The organism is Rhodanobacter sp. FW106-PBR-R2A-2-24, from assembly GCF_058789615.1.
The window spans coordinates 2,920,749-2,936,773 of the sequence record NZ_JBYTBV010000002.1 but is presented as its reverse complement, the minus strand read 5'-3'; the positions used below and the strand labels follow the sequence as shown (position 1 = coordinate 2,936,773).

Sequence of the window (16,025 nt, the reverse complement as noted above, 5' to 3'; positions counted from 1 at the left end):
GCGGGCACGCTGCATGGCAGCCCCGCCTGGGAGCGTGGGCGGTAGAAACGCAAGCGGCTGCGGCTTTGCCCCGCCAGCTCGGCTTCTGCTGCCCAGGCTCCTGGGGTAACGTGGGCGGCAACATCCGCTACGTTTCGGACTGACTGTCGTCGGGGGACGCCGTGTCGCCACCACAGGGAAGCAGCGCACAGGCGCAACTGCCGCGCCGGATATACCGTTTCCGCATGCTGGGCATGGGCGTATCGGCCTTGCCGATCGCGCTGGTGCTGGGGCGCCTCGGCTGGACGCCGTGGACAGCCGCCCTGCTGGCGTTCACCGCCGTCGCCTGGCCGCAGCTGGCCTGGCTGCTGGCACGGCGCAGCGGCAACCCGTTCCGCGCCGAGTTGCGCAACCTCATGGGTGACTCGCTGATCGCCGGGCTGTGGGTGCCGCTCATGCACTTCAACCTGCTGCCCTCGGCGCTGCTGCTCACCGTGGTCACCGCGGACAAACTCAACACCGGCGTGCGCGGATTGTGGCTACGCGCCCTGCCCGCGATGGTGCTGGGCGTGCTGGCGGGTGGGCTGGCCACCGGCTTCGTGGTGCAACTGCCCACCGACACCGCCACCATCCTCGCCTGCCTGCCATTGCTGGCGGTACATACGCTGGCGGTGAGCATCAGCACCTACCAGCTGGTGCGCAAGGTGCAGCGGCACAACCGGCAGTTGCTGGAGCTGAGCCGGAAAGATCCGCTCACCGGCCTGGCCAACCGGCGTTACTGGCATGAGGAAGGTCTGCGCCGGCTGGCCGGGCGGAGCGCACGCGGCGAATCATCCACCTTGCTGATGATCGACATGGACAAGCTCAAGGCCATCAACGACCAGCATGGCCACGCCGCCGGCGACGAGGCGCTGGGCACGCTGGCCGCGCTGATCCGCGTGCATGCCGGCGAGGGCGCGCTGGCCGGCCGCCTGGGCGGCGACGAGTTTGCCGTGCTGCTGCCTTGCGCGCCGGACGCCGCCAGCGGCATCGCCGAACGCCTGCGCGAAGCCATGGCCGCGGCACGTTGGCCGGATCGGCCCGAACTGCGCTGCACGATCAGCCTGGGCCTGAGCGAGGCGACCGGCGGCGCGGCCACGCTGCCCAACTGGAGCGAAAACGCCGACCGCGCGCTGTACCAGGCCAAGCAGGCCGGCCGCAACCAAAGCATCACCGGCGGCGCGGCGCTTATTCCGCCGCGTTGATGACAGCGAGGAAATCACGCCCGTAGCGCTTGAGCTTGGCTTCGCCCACGCCGCTGACCTGGGCCAGCTCGGTTTCGTCCGCCGGCATCGCGCGCAACATGGCGAGCAAGGTGGCGTCGTGGAACACCACGTAGGGCGGCACGCCCTGCTGCCTGGCCAACTGCGCGCGCAGGCGCCGCAGCGCATCCCACAAGGGCTGCTCATAGGCCTCGATGCCGAGGTTGGCGCCGGTCACCACCTGGCTGTCGCGGCGGCGGCGCACGCTGCGCTCGGGCCTGGCGTCCTCGCGCAGGCGCAGGCGCTCGCCGCCCGTGAGCACGGCGCGGCTGGACGCGGTGAGCCGGAGCGTGCCGTAGCCCTCCGCATCGGTGGCGAGCAGGCCAGCGGCGAGCAGCTGGCGGAATACCGAGCGCCAGCCCTTCTCGTCCATCTCCGCGCCGATGCCGAAGGTGCTGAGCTTGTCGTGGCCCTGCTGGCGCACGCGCTCGTTGTCGATGCCGCGCAACACGTCGATCACGTGGCCCGCGCCGAAGCGCTGACCGCTGCGGTACACCGCCGACAGCGCCTTCTGCGCGGGCACGGTGGCATCCCAGGTCACCGGCGGCGCCACGCAATTGTCGCAGTGGCCGCAGGGGCCGTGGAAATCCTCGCCGAACGCGCCCAGCAGCAGCTCGCGGCGACAGCGCGTGGCCTCGGCATAAGCCAGCAGCGACTCCAGCTTCTGCCGCTCCACACGCTTGCGTTCGTCGCCGGATTCGGACTGGGCGATCATCTGGCTCATCGTCACCACGTCGGACAGGCCGTAGATCATCCACGCCTCGGCGGGCAGGCCGTCGCGGCCGGCACGGCCGGTTTCCTGGTAGTAGCCCTCGATCGAGCGCGGCAGATCCAGGTGCGCCACGAAGCGTACATCGGGCTTGTCGATGCCCATGCCGAAGGCCACCGTGGCCACCATCACCACGCCGTCCTCGCGCAGGAAGCGCTGCTGGTTGGCCGCGCGCGTGGCCGCGTCCAGCCCTGCGTGGTAGGGCAGCGCCTCGATGCCGGCCTCCAGCAGCCAGGTCGCGGTGTCGTCCACCTTCTTGCGGCTCATCGCGTAGACGATGCCGGCCTCGCCGCGGTGGCCGTCCAGGAACTGCCGGAGCTGGCTGCGCGGGTTGTGCTTCTGCATCACCCGGTAGCCGATGTTGGGGCGATCGAAACTGGCAACGAACTGGCGCGCCTGCGCCAGCGCCAACCGCTCCACGATCTCCGCGCGCGTGCGCGCATCGGCGGTGGCGGTGAGCGCGACGCGCGGCACGGTGGGAAAGCGCTCGTGCAGCACGCTCAGCTCGCGATACTCAGGGCGGAAATCGTGCCCCCACTGCGACACGCAGTGCGCCTCGTCGATGGCGAACAGCGCCACCTCGCGCTGGCCGAGCAGTTGCAGGAAACGCCCGGTGAGCAGGCGCTCCGGCGCCACGTAGAGCAGGTCGAGCGCGCCGGCCATCAACTGCCGCTCCACCTCGCGCTGCGCACCCGCATCGAGGCTGGAATTGAGATAGGCCGCCGCCACGCCCGTCGCGCGCAGCGACTCCACCTGATCCTGCATCAGCGCGATCAGCGGCGACACCACGATGGCAGTGCCTTGCCGCATGAGCGCGGGGATCTGGTAGCACAGCGACTTGCCGCCGCCGGTGGGCATCAGCACCAGCGCATCGCCGCCCTCGGCTACGTGTTCCACGATGGCCTGCTGCTGGCCGCGAAAACCGGGGTAGCCGAAAACGCTGCGGAGTATGTCGAGGGCGGAGGCAGGCATCCGTGCCATGTTACCAGCCGCCTCCGGGCACCGCTGGCGCCGCCTTGCCACGGATCAGCTGCGCCGCGGCGCCGCCACGCTAGACTCGTGGCCATCGCCCGCCCTGGGCGCCCGCGGTGATGCACCATGCATGGCGAATACAAGATGCCCGGCGGCAAGCTGGTGGTGATCGACCTCGCGCTGCGCTCGGGCCGGCTCGCCGACGTGCAGCTGAGCGGCGATTTCTTCCTGGAGCCGGACAGCGCGCTGCCCGCCATCGACGCCGCGCTGGAAGGCCAGCCGGCCAGCACCGGCGACGCCGCGCTCGCCGCCGCCATCGACGCCGCCCTGCCCGTGGGCACCTTGATGTACGGCATCGACAGCGATGCCGTGGTGGCAGCGCTGCGCCGCGCCCTGGACGAAGGCGCCAGCGCATGAGCCGCAGCCACTGGAACGATCACGCCTGGCAACTGATCCACACCGCGCCGCAGGCGCCGCTGCTGCACATGGCGCTGGACGAAGCCCTGCTCGATGAAGTCGCCGCCGGCCGCCGGCCACCCACGCTGCGCCTGTGGGAATGGGCCTCCGCCGCCGTGGTGATCGGCCGCTTCCAGTCGCTGCGCAACGAGGTGGACGGCGACGCCGCCAGGCACCACGGCATCGAGGTGGTGCGGCGCGTCTCCGGCGGCGGCGCCATGTTCATCGAACCGGGCAACACCATCACCTATTCGATCTACGCGCCACTGTCGATGGTGGAAGGCCTCAGCTTCCAGGAGTCCTACGCGCTGATGGATGCCTGGGTGCTGGCGGCGCTCGGCGAGCTGGGCATCGAGGCCTGGTACCAGCCACTCAACGACATCACCTCCGCCGGCGGCAAGATCGCCGGCGCCGCGCAGACCCGGCGCGGCGGCGCGCTGCTGCACCACGTCACCATGGCCTACGACATCGACGCGGCGAAGATGCTCGACGTGCTGCGCATCGGCCGCGAAAAGCTCTCCGACAAGGGCACCACCAGCGCCGCCAAGCGCGTCGACCCGCTGCGCAGCCAGACCGGCCTGCCGCGCGCGGAGGTGGTGGCGCGCATGCTGGCGAGCTTCCGCCGTCGCCACGGCCTCGCCGACGACCACCTGCGCGACACCGAACTGGCCCACGCACAGGCGCTGGTGCAGACCAAGTTCGGCACGTCCGGCTGGCTCGCCGACGTGCCCTGACCCGCAGCACGTAAACTGACGTCCTTTCCCCAGCGAGCACGCCCATGCCCTCCTTCGATGTGGTTTCCGAAGTCGACACGCACGAATTGACCAACGCATTGGATCAGGCCAACCGCGAGCTGGCCACCCGCTTCGACTTCAAGGGCGTGGCCGCCAAATACATGCTGGAAAAAAGCGAGATCACGCAGAGCGCGCCCAGCGAATTCCAGTTGCAGCAGATGCTGGACATCCTGCGTGCCCGCCTGATCGCCCGCAAGATCGACGCCCGCGCGCTGGACGTGGGCGCGGTGGAAACCAACCTCGCCGGCGCCCGCCAGAAGATCACCGTGAAGCAAGGCATCGAGCAGACCGTGGCCAAGCAACTGGTGGCCGCGCTCAAGGGCGCCAAGCTGAAAGTCGAGGCGCAGATCAATGGCGACAAACTGCGCGTCACCGGCAAGAAGCGCGACGATCTGCAGGACGCGATGGCCGTGCTGCGCAAGGCCGAGGTGGCGATCCCGCTGCAGTTCGACAACCTGCGCGACTGAGGTTCGCCCGCGGCTCAGTAATGCAGCAAGGCGCGCAGCGGCAGCGCACCCGCCCAGCGCGCGCGACCCTGCAGGGCGTCCAGCTCGATCAGCACCGCGGCGCCCAGCAGGCAGGCACCGGAGGCTTCGATCAGTTGCCGCGCCGCGACCAGCGTGCCGCCAGTGGCCAGCACGTCGTCCACCAGCAGCGTGCGCGTGTCGGGCGCGAGCGCGTCGCGACGCACCTGCAGGCGGTCGTTGCCGTATTCGAGCTGGTAATCCACGCTGAGCACGGGCGGCGGCAGCTTGCCGGGTTTGCGCAGCGGCACGAAGCCGGCATGCAGTGCCTGCGCCAGTGCGGCACCGAAGATGAAACCGCGTGCCTCGATGCCGCACACCGCCGTCACGCCGGCCTCGCGCCACGGCGCGGCCAGCGCGGCGACGGCTTCGGCGAAACCGCGCGCATCGGCCAGCAGCGGGGTGATGTCGCGGAACACCACGCCGTCCTGTGGGAAATCCGGCACGGCGCGGATCAGACGGGCAAACTCATGCATCACGAACTCCTTGCGACGGGGCGCCGCATACCCAGCAGGATACCCACGAGGGCCAGCGCCAGGCCCAGCCAATCGCCCATGCTGGTGGCGCGACGGAAGATCAGCACATCGAGCACGAAGGCCAACGCGGGCTGCAGCAGCAACAACAGGCCCACCAGCGACGCCGGCAGGCGCGGCATGGCGCCCACCATCCAGAGCCAGGCCAGCACCTGGCCGAAGAAACCCAGCGCCAGGAGCGCGCTCCAATCGCGCAACGTGGCGAGCGCAAAGGCATTGCCCGCCGCCCAGCCCCAGGCGCCCAGCAGCGCCGCGCTGAGCAGGCTCATCACGCCGAGGAACTGCGCGCTCGACAAGCGCGTGCGCCCCGACAAGGCGTACCGAAAGCTCAGGAGATACACCGCATAGGCCAGGCCGCTGCCCAGTCCCAGCCACACGCCGCGCCGATAGGCCGCGCCGAACAGCGACCAGTGCGCCCCCACCAGCAGCCACAGTCCGGCCAGCGCCAGCCCGGCACCGGGCACGAACCAACGCCCCAGCCGCTCGCGATAGGCCAGCAGCCCCACCAGCGCCAGCAGGAACACCTGGAAATTGGTGAGCAAGGTAGCCACGCCCGGCCCCACCACGAGGATGCTCCGGTGCCATTGCAGCAGATCGCCGGCGAAGCCCAGTGCGGGCAGCGTGGCCAACACCAGGTCCGCCACAGCGATCCGCCGCCAGCGTCCGGAGAACGCCACCCAGGCCAGGAGCATCGCGCCGCCAAACAGCATGCGGTAGAACGCCGACACCGTGGGCGGCACCTGCGCCAGCGCGACGAAGATGCCGGTGGTGGAAAGCAGCATCGCGCCCAGCGCCATGCGCCAGACATCGCGGCCCGCCGGATGCGGCGCAGCGTTGCGCGCGACCGGCACGGATCGACTCAGCCGGGCACGGCCAGCGGCGCGCCGAAGTCGTCGCCCTGCGCCAGCAGCGCCGCGCGCGCCTCGGCCAGTTGCGCCGACACCTCACGCACCACGCCTTCGGCGGCGGCCACGCCGGCCTCGGGCACCATCACCGCGAGATAATCCAGCGCCGGCAGCTGGCCCACGCCGCCGATGAGATGCTCGCCGGCGATGAAGGCCGGAATCTCCGCATGCTCCAGCGCATCCTTGACCAGATGCGCGTCAAACAAATTGTCGGCGTGGTAGACGGTGTGCATGGACGCAAGCTACATCGCCCACGCCACGTCGACAAGGCACCGGCGACGATTGGCGCAGCCCCTGCTTCCTGCACTATCGTCGGGGCGGTCGCCGTACCGGGAGCGCCGATGGGATCGCACGCCAAGGGCCTGCAGTTCATCACACTGACGTATCGCATGCGCACGCTGGGCCTGTTGCTGGCGATGCTGCCGGTGGCGGTCGTGCTGCACCGCCTGGCGGCGCCGGCATGGCAATGGGCGCTGCTGATGGCCAGCGCCCTGCTCTGGCCGCAGCTCGCTTGGCTGCATGCCTCGCACGCCGCCAAGCCGGCCCAGCGCGAGCGCTGGAACCTCCTGGCCGACGCCGGTTTGCTGGGCATCTGGATCGCCCTGATGCGCTTCAATCTGTTGCCCAGTGTGCTGCTGGTGGCCATCGTGGCGATGGATCGCATCAGCGCCGGCGGCTGGCAACTGCTGCTGCGCGCCATGCTGACGGGCACGGCGACGTGCGCCCTGACCGTCTGGGCAAATGGCTTCGCCTGGCAGCCGGACAGCAATATGCACGACATCCTCGCCTGCCTGCCGCTGATGACGATTTACCCGGTGTGGCTGAGCACGGTGACCTTCAAGCAGGGCCGCCGCATCCGCGAGCAGAACCTGCAACTGGCGCGACTCAACCGCACCGATGCACTCACCGGGCTGGCCAACCGCTCCTGCCTGCTGGAAACCGCCGAGCGCGAGTGGAAGCACTTCCGCCGCCACCACCGGATCTCCAGTCTGGTGATGCTGGATGCCGACGGCTTCAAACAGATCAACGACCGCCTCGGCCATGCCGCCGGCGATGCCTTCCTGCGCGCCATGGCCGGCGTCTTGCACAACAAGCTGCGCAACGTGGACACCCCCGGCCGCCTCGGCGGCGACGAGTTCGCCATCGTGCTGCCCGAAACCGACCTCGCCGGCGCGCTGGTCGTGGCCGAGCGCATCCGCGAGTGCATCGAGCAGCGGGGTCGGCGGAACGCCACCCTGCCGCCGTGCACGCTCAGCCTGGGCATCGCCGAAATCGGGTCGCGGCACGACAGCGTGGAAGCCTGGTTCAAGGAAGCCGACGCTGCGCTCTACCGCGCCAAGGAGCAAGGCCGCAACCGGGTCTGCGCCGCGCCAGCACCGCTGCCAACACGGTAAACTGTGCCGATCACCTGGCCTGATCGCGAGCCCCGCACGATGTCGAGTCACCTCAGCCCCGCCGAGTCCGCCGCCAACGACGGCCCGCGCGATTTCATCCGCCAGATCGTGCGCGAGGATCTGGCCGCGGGTAAGCACGCCACCATCCACACCCGCTTCCCGCCCGAGCCGAACGGCTACCTGCACATCGGCCACGCCAAGGCGATCTGCCTCTCCTTCGGCATCGCGCGCGAATTCGGCGGCTGGTGCAACCTGCGCCTGGACGACACCAACCCGGGCAAGGAAGACCCGGAGTTCGTGCAAGGCATCAAGGACGACGTGCGCTGGCTGGGCTTTGACTGGCACGAGCTGCGCCACGCCTCGGACTACTTCGAGGTGTTCTACCGCGCCGCGCTGAAGCTGATTGAAGACGGCCTCGCCTACGTCGACGATCTCGACGCCGAGCAGATGCGCCAGTACCGCGGCACGCTGACCGAGCCGGGCCGCCACTCGCCGTACCGCGAGCGCAGCGTGGCGGAAAGCCTCGACCTGTTCCGCCGCATGCGCGCGGGCGAGTTCGCCGACGGCAGCCGTACCTTGCGCGCGAAGATCGACATGGCCTCCGGCAACATCAACCTGCGCGACCCGGCGCTGTACCGCATCCGCAAGGTGACCCACCAGAACACCGGCGACGCCTGGCCGATCTACCCGATGTACGACTTCGCGCACGCGCTGTCCGACGCGATGGAAGGCATCACCCATTCGCTGTGCACGCTGGAGTTCGAGGACCACCGCCCGCTGTACGACTGGTGCGTGGACAAGGTGGACCTGCCGAACCATCCAGAGCTATGGCAGTCGGTGGTTGCCGCCGGGCTGGAAGCCAAGCCCGCCAAGCCGCGCCAGATCGAGTTCTCGCGGCTGAATCTTTCCTACTGCATCACCAGCAAGCGCAAGCTGGCGCAGCTGGTGAACGAGAACTTCGTGGACGGCTGGGACGACCCGCGCATGAACACGCTGCGCGGCCTGCGCCGGCGCGGCTTCACCGCTGCCGGCATTCGCCTCCTGATCGAGCGCGTGGGCATCTCCAAGCAGAACAGCGTGATCGACTACGCGGTCTTCGAGAACTGCGTGCGCGAGGATCTGGATGCCCACGCACCGCGCCGCATGGCCGTGCTCGACCCGCTCAAGCTCGTCATCACCAACCTGCCCGAAGGCCACGCCGAAACCATCGCCTTCGCCAACCACCCCAAGGACGAGGGCTTCGGCACCCGCGAGATTCCGTTCTCGAGCGCCGTCTGGATCGAGCGCGAGGATTTCGCCGAAGTGCCGCCCAAGGGCTGGAAGCGCCTGGTGCCCGACGGCGAGGTGCGCCTGCGCGGCGTCGGCATCGTGAAGTGCGAAGCGGTGCTGAAGGATGCCGCCGGCAACATCACCGAGCTGCGCGGCACGCTTGATCCCGCATCACGCGCCGGCCTGCCGGGCGCCGATCGCAAGGTGAAAGGCACCATCCACTGGGTCAGCGCCACACACGCGGTGGCCGCCGAGGTGCGCCTCTACGACCGCCTGTTCACCGTGGCCGCGCCCGATGCCGAGGACGACGGCCAGCCGTGGACGACGCACATCAACCCCGAAGCCAAGCGCGTGGTGCAGGGCTGGGTCGAGCCAGCGGCCGCGCAGGCCGATGCCGAGCAGCACTACCAGTTCGAGCGCGTCGGCTACTTCGTCGCCGACCGCGTGGATCACCGCGCCGGCGCCCCGGTGTTCAACCGCGTGGTCACCCTGCGCGATACCTGGGCGACGAAAGCCTGAGGCCAGACCATGTTCCTGCCCCGGCAAATCCACCTCACCCTGCCGCCGTGGGTCGACGAGTTCGTTGACGACACGCGTCGCTACACCACGGCCGAGGAACGCGTCGGCCTGGCCGTCGCGCTGGCCGCGCGCAACATCGAACACGGCGCGGGCGGCCCGTTCGGCGCGGCGATCTTCAACGCCGATGGCCGCGTGGTGTCGGTGGGCGTAAATCGCGTGGTGCCACAGACCTGCTCGGTGGCGCATGCCGAAATGCTGGCCTACATGAGCGCGCAGCAGCGCCTCGCCAGCTACCGCCTGAACGCGACCGGCGGCCGCTACACGCTCGCCACCAGCGCGCAGCCCTGCTGCCAGTGCTATGGCGCCACCATCTGGGCCGGCATCGACGAACTGCTGATTGGCGCGCGCGGAGAGGATGTCGAGGAGCTCACCGCCTTCGACGAAGGCCCACTGCCCGCCGACTGGGTAGGCGAACTGGAACGTCGCGGCATCGCGGTGCACCGCGATGTCCTGCGCGAGGAGGCGCGCCGCGTGCTCGCCGCCTACGGCGCACGTGGCGCCTCGTATTGAAACGCCTGCGCGCCGCCCTGCCCTTGCTGCTGCTGCTCGCGGCGGGCTTGGCGCTGTTCGCCTCCGGCGCGCTGGATCGACTGAACCCGCAGCATCTGGTGGCGCACCAGCGCGAGCTGCATGACAGCATCGCCCAGCATCCCTGGCTGAGCCGGCTCGGCTTCATCGCGCTGCTCACGCTGGGCACGTGCACCGGCCTGCCCGGCGTGCTGGTCATCATCCTCGCCGGCGGCTTCGCCTTCGGCGTGGTGGATGGCACGCTGTGCTCCTCCGTCGCGCTCACCCTGGGTTCGCTGATCCTCTACCTCGCCAGCCGCCGCGCCTTCAGTGCCGGCACGCGCGAACCGCCACCCGTCGTGGCCAGGCTGCACCAGGGCTTCGAGCGTCACCCAGTGAGCTACACGCTGTTCCTGCGCTTCGTGCCGGTGATGCCCTTCGGCGGCGTCACCATTGCGCTGGCCTGGCTGCGCACGCCGTTGTGGCTGTTCCTCGGCGCCACCTGGCTGGGCGGCACCACCTCGCTCGTCTTCGAGACCTCGATCGGCGCGGGGCTGGGCGAGGTGCTGGCGCACGACCAGCACGTCGGCATCAACCTGTTCCTGCACCCGCAGGTGCTGCTGCCGATGGGCGCGCTGGCCGTGCTGGCGCTGCTGCCGCTGGCGCTCCAGCGCTTGCGGCGACGCAAACCACCGCAAGCGTGAACGGCCACAGCGTTCGCTAATCATGCGTCAGGCATGCTGGCGGGATCGCCCCCACCGGACCTTCGCCATGCGTCGCCTCGCCCCGCTGTCCCTCCTCGCCATCGGCGGCCTCGCCGTCGCCACGGCCTGCGCCGCCGCCCAGGCGTACGCCGTCCTGCAACGCCACCCACTGGGCGGCAGCGGCGGCTGGGACTACCTCACCATCGATCCACCCACGCACCACCTGTTGATCGCCCGCAGCGATCGCGTGATGGCGGTGGACACCCGTAGCGGCCAGCTGGTCGGCGAGGTCGGCGGCATGGGGCACATCCACGGCATCGCGCTGGATCAGGCGCGGCGACACGGCTACGTCAGCGACGGTGCGACCGACAGCGTGCACGTGATCGACCTCGACACGCTGAAAAACCTGCGCAGCTTCAAGATCGCCGGCAAGGGCCCCGACGCCATCGTGTTCGACCCGGCCAGCGGCCACGTGCTGACCATGAACGGCAAGAGCGGCAGTGCCAGCGTGATCGACCCAACCAGCGGCCAGGCCGGCGCCGACATCGCCCTGCCCGGCCGCCCGGAGTTCGCGGTGGCCGACGGCCACGGCCACGTCTACGCCAACATCGAGGACAAGAGCGAATTGGCGCGCATCGACACCGCGACGAACCAGGTCGACGCCGTGTGGAAACTCGCGCCCTGCGACTCACCCAGCGGCCTGGCCATCGACCCGCAGGCACGCCGCCTGTTCGCGGTCTGCGACAACCGGCTGATGGTGGTCACCGACGCCGACAACGGCCATCAGGTCGCCACGTTGCCCATCGGCCAGGGGCCGGACGCGGCGCGTTTCGACCCCGCCACGAAGCTCATCTACAGCTCCAACCACGACGGTACGCTGACCATCGTGCACGAGGACGATGCCAACCACTACCGCGTGCTGGCCAACGTACCCACCCAGGTCGGCGCCCGCACCATGGCGCTGGATCGGGAAACACACGACATCTGGCTGGTTGCCGCCGCGCCCGCGCCGCGCCGCGCGCCGGTGAAGGACTTCACTGCGCTGGTGGTCGGCTCGCCTTGAGGTTCCCGTGGCTCCCCGGACACAGCCGAGGGCGGTCATCCGGGTGGCACTTCCAAATGAAAAGAGCGCCACGATGGCGCTCTGGAGTCGTCCGTCTATCGAACAATCGCCGGCAAGCCTTGTGCTGCAACGGTTCCACGAATCAGAAAAATGAAGATGCCCCCAAATATGCCCCCAGCGCGTCGCGGTGACTGCCGTTTGTGAGGCTACCCTTACACGCTGCATTAGTAGTCACCCGCAGCGCCAGCAGCACGCACCACGGAATGATGGCGTCGCTCCCGTGAGTCTGGCTTCATCCGATGGCTGTCCGGCAGCAGCCGACAGCACAAGTCAGGCGCGAGCCGATGCCCGGGCGCCCCCGCGCGCGATATGGGCGCCTTCCATGGGGTTTGTTTCGCAAACACGATGCGCGGACGGTTGGTCAGCCTTCCACCTCGTCCAGCCATTCCCGCTGCGCGCGTAGTTCTTTCGCAAGCTGGCGCAGCATCGGGCGTGTGCAGCCCTTCCATCCGTTACGGCTGGCGCTAGCCTTGCCCGCCTTTGTGCGTGGGCCGGTGGATTGCTTCCACGGCTGCCAGCGCCGGATTGCTTCGGCCTGCCGCGCTCGCCGCTCGGGTGTCCAGCCATTCGCCATGATCGTGCTCCAAAAGTTCGGTCTGCGGCTTTTCGGTTTCTCGCGCGGGCGCGACCGGCGTGCCGTTGTTCACTTGCTGGTGTCCGTGCGCGATGTTGGCCTGCTTGGCGAACACCACGGGCGGGTTCTTGATCGCCGCCAGCGTTTCCAACGTGGCGCGGCACTGGCTTTGCGCCCGTAGCGCCAGCTTCAAGTACGTCTCGGCGGCGCCCAAGTATTCGCCCGCGTTCATCGCCGCCCTGCGCGCCATGTCCGTGAAGATGCTATTCAACGCCACGGCCTGCGCCGTGAGTGTGGATTCCACCTCGCGCAGGTTGCCGTCATGGACGCGCTTCGTCTTGTCCAAAATGGCGCCGTGCAGTTCGGCCAGGTCGATATCTCCGAAGGTTCGCGCGAAGGCAGCAGACACACAGGCAGCCGCCATGCACGGTTCAACGGCCAGCCTCGCATTCATCGCCTCGCGTGATTCGCCCGGTTCGCTTTGAACCTTCAACGTGTTGGATTTCGGCGGCTCGGGTTTGGCCTTCTTTGACTTGGCGGTCATGGTGTCGCCCTCGGGTTGTGGTCGCCGCAGCCATGCCGCTGCATCGGGTAGTGCATGCCGTGGCCGCTGGCGCAGTCGCCCACGCCTGCCGGTGGATTGATCGTGTCGGGCCGATAGCTGGCGCAGGTTTCGCAGGTGACGCGCGGACGCGGTATATAGCCACCGGCCTTGCGGATCGCGCACCACGGGCAGCCCAGCGCACGCGGCCAGCCGTCCACCACGGGCAGCACAGCGGCAATGTTCGGGTGCGCGTAGACCGGGCCGCAGTGCTGGCAGTAGATCGCCGCCGTATCGTCTAGCGGCGCTTTGCCGGCCTGCCGCGTGGCGGTGTCATCCAGCGCCAGCAAGAACGCGCGCAGCGAGCCGTCGGGGATGGCAGCCCATAGGGCCAGGTCGGTACTGGGGATGCGGTGAACGTGGGCGCCGTCGATGCCCAGGCGGTCGGCCAGTTCCAGCAGGCGGACGCGTAGCACCCTCACAGCAGGGTCGCCGGCTGGTGCGAGGCAAAGTGCAGTTTCAACCTTCACCCCTTGCGAATCCTGCGAATCCTGCGAATCGGCCAGCCTCAACCTTGCCGGATTAGCGGAATTAGCGGGATTAGCAACGGTGCGTGCGCGTTTCTGCAATTCGGCCAGTACGTTCATGCTTCGCCCTCCCGCATCCGCCAGACCTTCGCCCGGCGCTTGCCGTCCAGTACCGCGCCGCCTTTGATCCACTCGGCCCAGCCTGCCGCCTCTAGCCGCTCCATAGCCGCCTCAAAAGCATCCTTTGTGCGTATGACGTTCGGGCCTTTGGTCAGCGCGTCGCTGGAATACAGGAAGGTGCGCCCAGTTTCCCTGCACCAGTCGCGCAGCAGTTCGGCATGCCGTACCGGCGCCGGCACGCTGGCAGTGCCCACGATCCGCGCCGCTTCGTCCAGGTGGTACATGGTCAACTTGGCGGCACGCTCGATGGCGTCGCACTGGATGATGCCCGCGTTCGGATCGTCCACCAGCGTCAATACGCCCGCGATCCGCGCCACCTGCGAACCGCCCTTGCTCGCCCAGGCATGAATGCCGGCGTACGCGCCCAGCATCGCCGCCTCGATGGCGTCCTTGACCTTGATCCATAGCGCCATAGCGTCTGGTGCCAGCGCCAGCACGCGCGGTTGCAGTTCGTTGCGGGTGCCCGGCGCCATGATCGGCGCCGCCGCCAGCAGGTCGCGCATGCGCTGCCAGTAGTGCAGCAGGTCGGCATCGCGGGACAGGTCGATATCCTGATATTCGCGGGTGCCGATGGCAGACTGCGGCCACGCCAGCAGGCAGCGCGCAAGGAAGCCTTGCCCGGTCAGAACGTCATCGCTTAGCACGCCTTCCGCGATGATCGGCTGCACCATCAAGTGCAGCGCCAGCCGGCGCCCGTAGTATTTGCCCGCGCCGTCGCCAGCCCGCACGCGGTCGAATCGGCCGGCATCCCAAAGCTTTGAGAAACTCGCGGCGGACTTCGTGCGGTTGTCCTTGTTCATCGCGTGGCCGCCCAGAAAATCGCCCGCATCGTCGTTGAATAGCCCGATGCTCGGCTGCCCGGCCTGATACGCCTTGTGCAAGCCCTCCATCGTCGGCTCGCTCACCAGCAGGTACGGCAGCAGCGGCGCCTCTGGCGGGGCGCCCAGCGCGTCCAGTGCGCTGCGGATGACGGCGACGTCCTTGCCCCTTTCGGCATTGCGCGCGGCGGCGTTGTAGGCGGACACGTCGATGTCGTGCGCGGCCTTCGCGTTCCTCCACTCGGCAAGCCGCGCCTTTTCGTGTTCGTCGTGTGCCTTGAGTGCCCACTTGTCGGCGGCACTTTTGCGCTCTCCACTCTCGGCAATGGTGACGTGCCACAAGCTCAAAGGCTCGACACTGCCGGACAAGCTCATGTCCGCATGCGCTTGCACCGCCAGCGATGCGGCAGCGAGTACCGATTGGCCGCATAGGCCGGCTGGCGCCTGTACAACCGCGTGAATGCGCCTAGCGGCATTGCCCAGCACCGCGCCTAGGGCGTCGATGGGGTATTCCTGCGGCGGCGACAGCGGACGGCGTAGCGGTTCGGGTGCGCAGGCTTCCGCCGCTGACGCTGGTGCCTGTTCCGCCCTGATAGCAGGCAGCGCCAGCACGTCATCCGCCGTGGCGTTCGGATGCTGCGCCAGCCAGTCCATCACGTCGCCTTTCTCGGGCAGGCTCAGGGTGGTGACGTCGATGCGCTCCACGGTGCAGCCGATGGCGTGCAGCTTGGCCGCGACTTCGCGCATGTACTTGTCGCCGGGTGCGTCGTGGTCGGGCCACAGCACGCAATGCCGGCCTTGCAGTGGCGTCCAGTCCGCACCGCTGGCGCTGGTGCAGCTACCGGACGTGGTGGCAGCCATGCCCAGCTTGTGCAGCGCTTCCACCTTTTTCTCGCCCTCGACGATCCACACGGGTTGCGCAGGATCGGCGGCCAGCAGTTCGGGCAGGCGATACAGTAGCTTTCCCGCCGCTGGCGCTTTCGGTTCTTCCGGCACGAAGGCGGTTCCGTTCCAGCTCATGGCGCGCATTTCCTTCTTGCCGTCGGCCTTGCGCACGCGCCAGCGCCAGAATGCCGGCGTACCGTCGGCGTGCTGGTATTCGTGCAGACCTTCCGGCGTGAACGCGCCGCGCACCACGGCTTGCGCAAGCCGGCGGGCAGCTTGTTGCGGTGATTCTTGGATGACGGCGTTCATGCGCGCGCCTCCAAGCCGATCAGGTCGCGCACCGCTTCCTTGAAGCCGTAGCCGGTGCGTGCCATGTGGAACGCCACCACGTCGCGGCCCTTCGCACCGCAGGCCATGCACCTGTAGGCGCCACCGTCGGCAACGTGGACGCCCAGGGACGGGGAATGATCCTCATGGAAGGGGCACAGCCCCTGCGCCCAGCCCTTCGGGTTCGCGCTGCCCAGCTTGGCGACGTGCTGCGCGTAGTAGCTGGCGGGGTTCGGCAGGCGCTGGCGCCAGTCCGTCGGCAGGTAGGCGCTGGCGCGGCTGCCGCCGTACAATGCGCCCGCGCGGTTGAGATATTCCCGACTGCCCTTGCGCTCGATCCCGGCCCCGCCTCGCACGCGGGGCT

At 68.9% G+C, this 16,025-nt stretch carries 17 protein-coding genes; 9 read left to right on the top strand and 8 right to left on the bottom strand.

What is annotated here, in order from left to right:
• Positions 1–161: 161 nt before the first annotated feature.
• Positions 162–1,223 carry a diguanylate cyclase gene (locus AC3WQA_RS14520; protein ID WP_492675751.1) on the top strand — a complete coding sequence of 354 codons (1,062 nt, stop codon included), beginning with the start codon at positions 162–164 and terminating at the stop codon, positions 1,221–1,223.
• On the opposite strand, the gene recQ is transcribed toward AC3WQA_RS14520, so the two are convergent.
• A complete protein-coding gene (gene recQ, locus AC3WQA_RS14515; RefSeq protein ID WP_492675750.1) occupies positions 1,207–3,021 on the bottom strand; it encodes a DNA helicase RecQ in 1,815 nt (604 codons plus the stop codon). The genes AC3WQA_RS14520 and recQ overlap by 17 nt on opposite strands.
• A 126-nt stretch (positions 3,022–3,147) precedes the next feature.
• Here recQ and lplB point away from each other — a divergent pair, with 126 nt between their 5' ends.
• Genes lplB through AC3WQA_RS14500 form a run of 3 tightly spaced genes read left to right on the top strand, consistent with a single transcriptional unit; the run spans position 3,148 to position 4,738 of the window.
• Complete coding sequence (gene lplB / locus AC3WQA_RS14510; RefSeq protein ID WP_492675749.1) at positions 3,148–3,438, top strand: lipoate-protein ligase small subunit; 291 nt, start codon at positions 3,148–3,150, stop codon at positions 3,436–3,438.
• Positions 3,435–4,211 (top strand): lipoate--protein ligase family protein, encoded by a 777-nt coding sequence (locus AC3WQA_RS14505; RefSeq protein WP_492675748.1) that lies wholly within the window; start codon positions 3,435–3,437, stop codon positions 4,209–4,211. The genes lplB and AC3WQA_RS14505 overlap by 4 nt, the downstream gene beginning before the upstream one ends.
• Before the next feature lie 44 nt (positions 4,212–4,255).
• Positions 4,256–4,738 carry a YajQ family cyclic di-GMP-binding protein gene (locus tag AC3WQA_RS14500; RefSeq protein ID WP_492675747.1) on the top strand — a complete coding sequence of 161 codons (483 nt, stop codon included), beginning with the start codon at positions 4,256–4,258 and terminating at the stop codon, positions 4,736–4,738.
• 14 nt (positions 4,739–4,752) lie between these two features.
• Here AC3WQA_RS14500 and AC3WQA_RS14495 read toward each other — a convergent pair whose 3' ends face one another.
• From AC3WQA_RS14495 to AC3WQA_RS14485, 3 genes are read right to left on the bottom strand one after another with little or no spacing between them, the layout of a single operon-like run.
• Entirely contained in the window at positions 4,753–5,271 is a 519-nt protein-coding gene (locus AC3WQA_RS14495) for an adenine phosphoribosyltransferase (RefSeq protein WP_492675746.1), read from the bottom strand.
• Complete coding sequence (locus tag AC3WQA_RS14490) at positions 5,271–6,179, bottom strand: DMT family transporter (protein ID WP_492675745.1); 909 nt, start codon at positions 6,177–6,179, stop codon at positions 5,271–5,273. Before AC3WQA_RS14490 ends, AC3WQA_RS14495 begins: the two co-directional genes overlap by 1 nt.
• 8 nt (positions 6,180–6,187) lie before the next feature.
• Complete coding sequence (locus AC3WQA_RS14485) at positions 6,188–6,466, bottom strand: putative signal transducing protein (protein ID WP_492675744.1); 279 nt, start codon at positions 6,464–6,466, stop codon at positions 6,188–6,190.
• 108 nt (positions 6,467–6,574) lie between these two features.
• On the opposite strand from AC3WQA_RS14485, the gene AC3WQA_RS14480 reads away from it, so the two are divergent.
• From AC3WQA_RS14480 to AC3WQA_RS14460, 5 genes are all read left to right on the top strand, one after another.
• The gene (locus AC3WQA_RS14480; protein ID WP_492675743.1) at positions 6,575–7,627 is read left to right on the top strand and encodes a sensor domain-containing diguanylate cyclase; all 1,053 of its coding nucleotides are present in this window, start codon (positions 6,575–6,577) and stop codon (positions 7,625–7,627) included.
• A 39-nt stretch (positions 7,628–7,666) separates the two neighbouring features.
• On the top strand, positions 7,667–9,415 hold the full coding sequence (locus AC3WQA_RS14475; protein ID WP_492675742.1) for a glutamine--tRNA ligase/YqeY domain fusion protein: 1,749 nt from the start codon (positions 7,667–7,669) through the stop codon (positions 9,413–9,415).
• 9 nt (positions 9,416–9,424) lie between these two features.
• Positions 9,425–9,985, top strand: coding sequence for a deaminase (locus tag AC3WQA_RS14470; protein WP_492675741.1), 561 nt, complete (start codon positions 9,425–9,427; stop codon positions 9,983–9,985).
• Positions 9,982–10,686, top strand: coding sequence for a TVP38/TMEM64 family protein (locus tag AC3WQA_RS14465; protein WP_492675740.1), 705 nt, complete (start codon positions 9,982–9,984; stop codon positions 10,684–10,686). Before AC3WQA_RS14470 ends, AC3WQA_RS14465 begins: the two co-directional genes overlap by 4 nt.
• A 67-nt stretch (positions 10,687–10,753) precedes the next feature.
• The gene (locus AC3WQA_RS14460; RefSeq protein WP_492675739.1) at positions 10,754–11,749 is read left to right on the top strand and encodes a YncE family protein; all 996 of its coding nucleotides are present in this window, start codon (positions 10,754–10,756) and stop codon (positions 11,747–11,749) included.
• Between the two features lie 524 nt (positions 11,750–12,273).
• Here the strand turns inward: AC3WQA_RS14460 and AC3WQA_RS14455 are convergent.
• Genes AC3WQA_RS14455 through AC3WQA_RS14440 form a run of 4 tightly spaced genes read right to left on the bottom strand, consistent with a single transcriptional unit; the run spans position 12,274 to position 16,017 of the window.
• Entirely contained in the window at positions 12,274–12,927 is a 654-nt protein-coding gene (locus AC3WQA_RS14455; protein WP_492675738.1) for a hypothetical protein, read from the bottom strand.
• Positions 12,924–13,571 carry a hypothetical protein gene (locus tag AC3WQA_RS14450; RefSeq protein WP_492675737.1) on the bottom strand — a complete coding sequence of 216 codons (648 nt, stop codon included), beginning with the start codon at positions 13,569–13,571 and terminating at the stop codon, positions 12,924–12,926. Before AC3WQA_RS14450 ends, AC3WQA_RS14455 begins: the two co-directional genes overlap by 4 nt.
• The gene (locus AC3WQA_RS14445) at positions 13,568–15,643 is read right to left on the bottom strand and encodes a YfjI family protein (RefSeq protein ID WP_492675736.1); all 2,076 of its coding nucleotides are present in this window, start codon (positions 15,641–15,643) and stop codon (positions 13,568–13,570) included. Before AC3WQA_RS14445 ends, AC3WQA_RS14450 begins: the two co-directional genes overlap by 4 nt.
• Positions 15,640–16,017 carry a CHC2 zinc finger domain-containing protein gene (locus tag AC3WQA_RS14440; protein WP_492675735.1) on the bottom strand — a complete coding sequence of 126 codons (378 nt, stop codon included), beginning with the start codon at positions 16,015–16,017 and terminating at the stop codon, positions 15,640–15,642. Before AC3WQA_RS14440 ends, AC3WQA_RS14445 begins: the two co-directional genes overlap by 4 nt.
• Positions 16,018–16,025 lie beyond the last annotated feature (8 nt).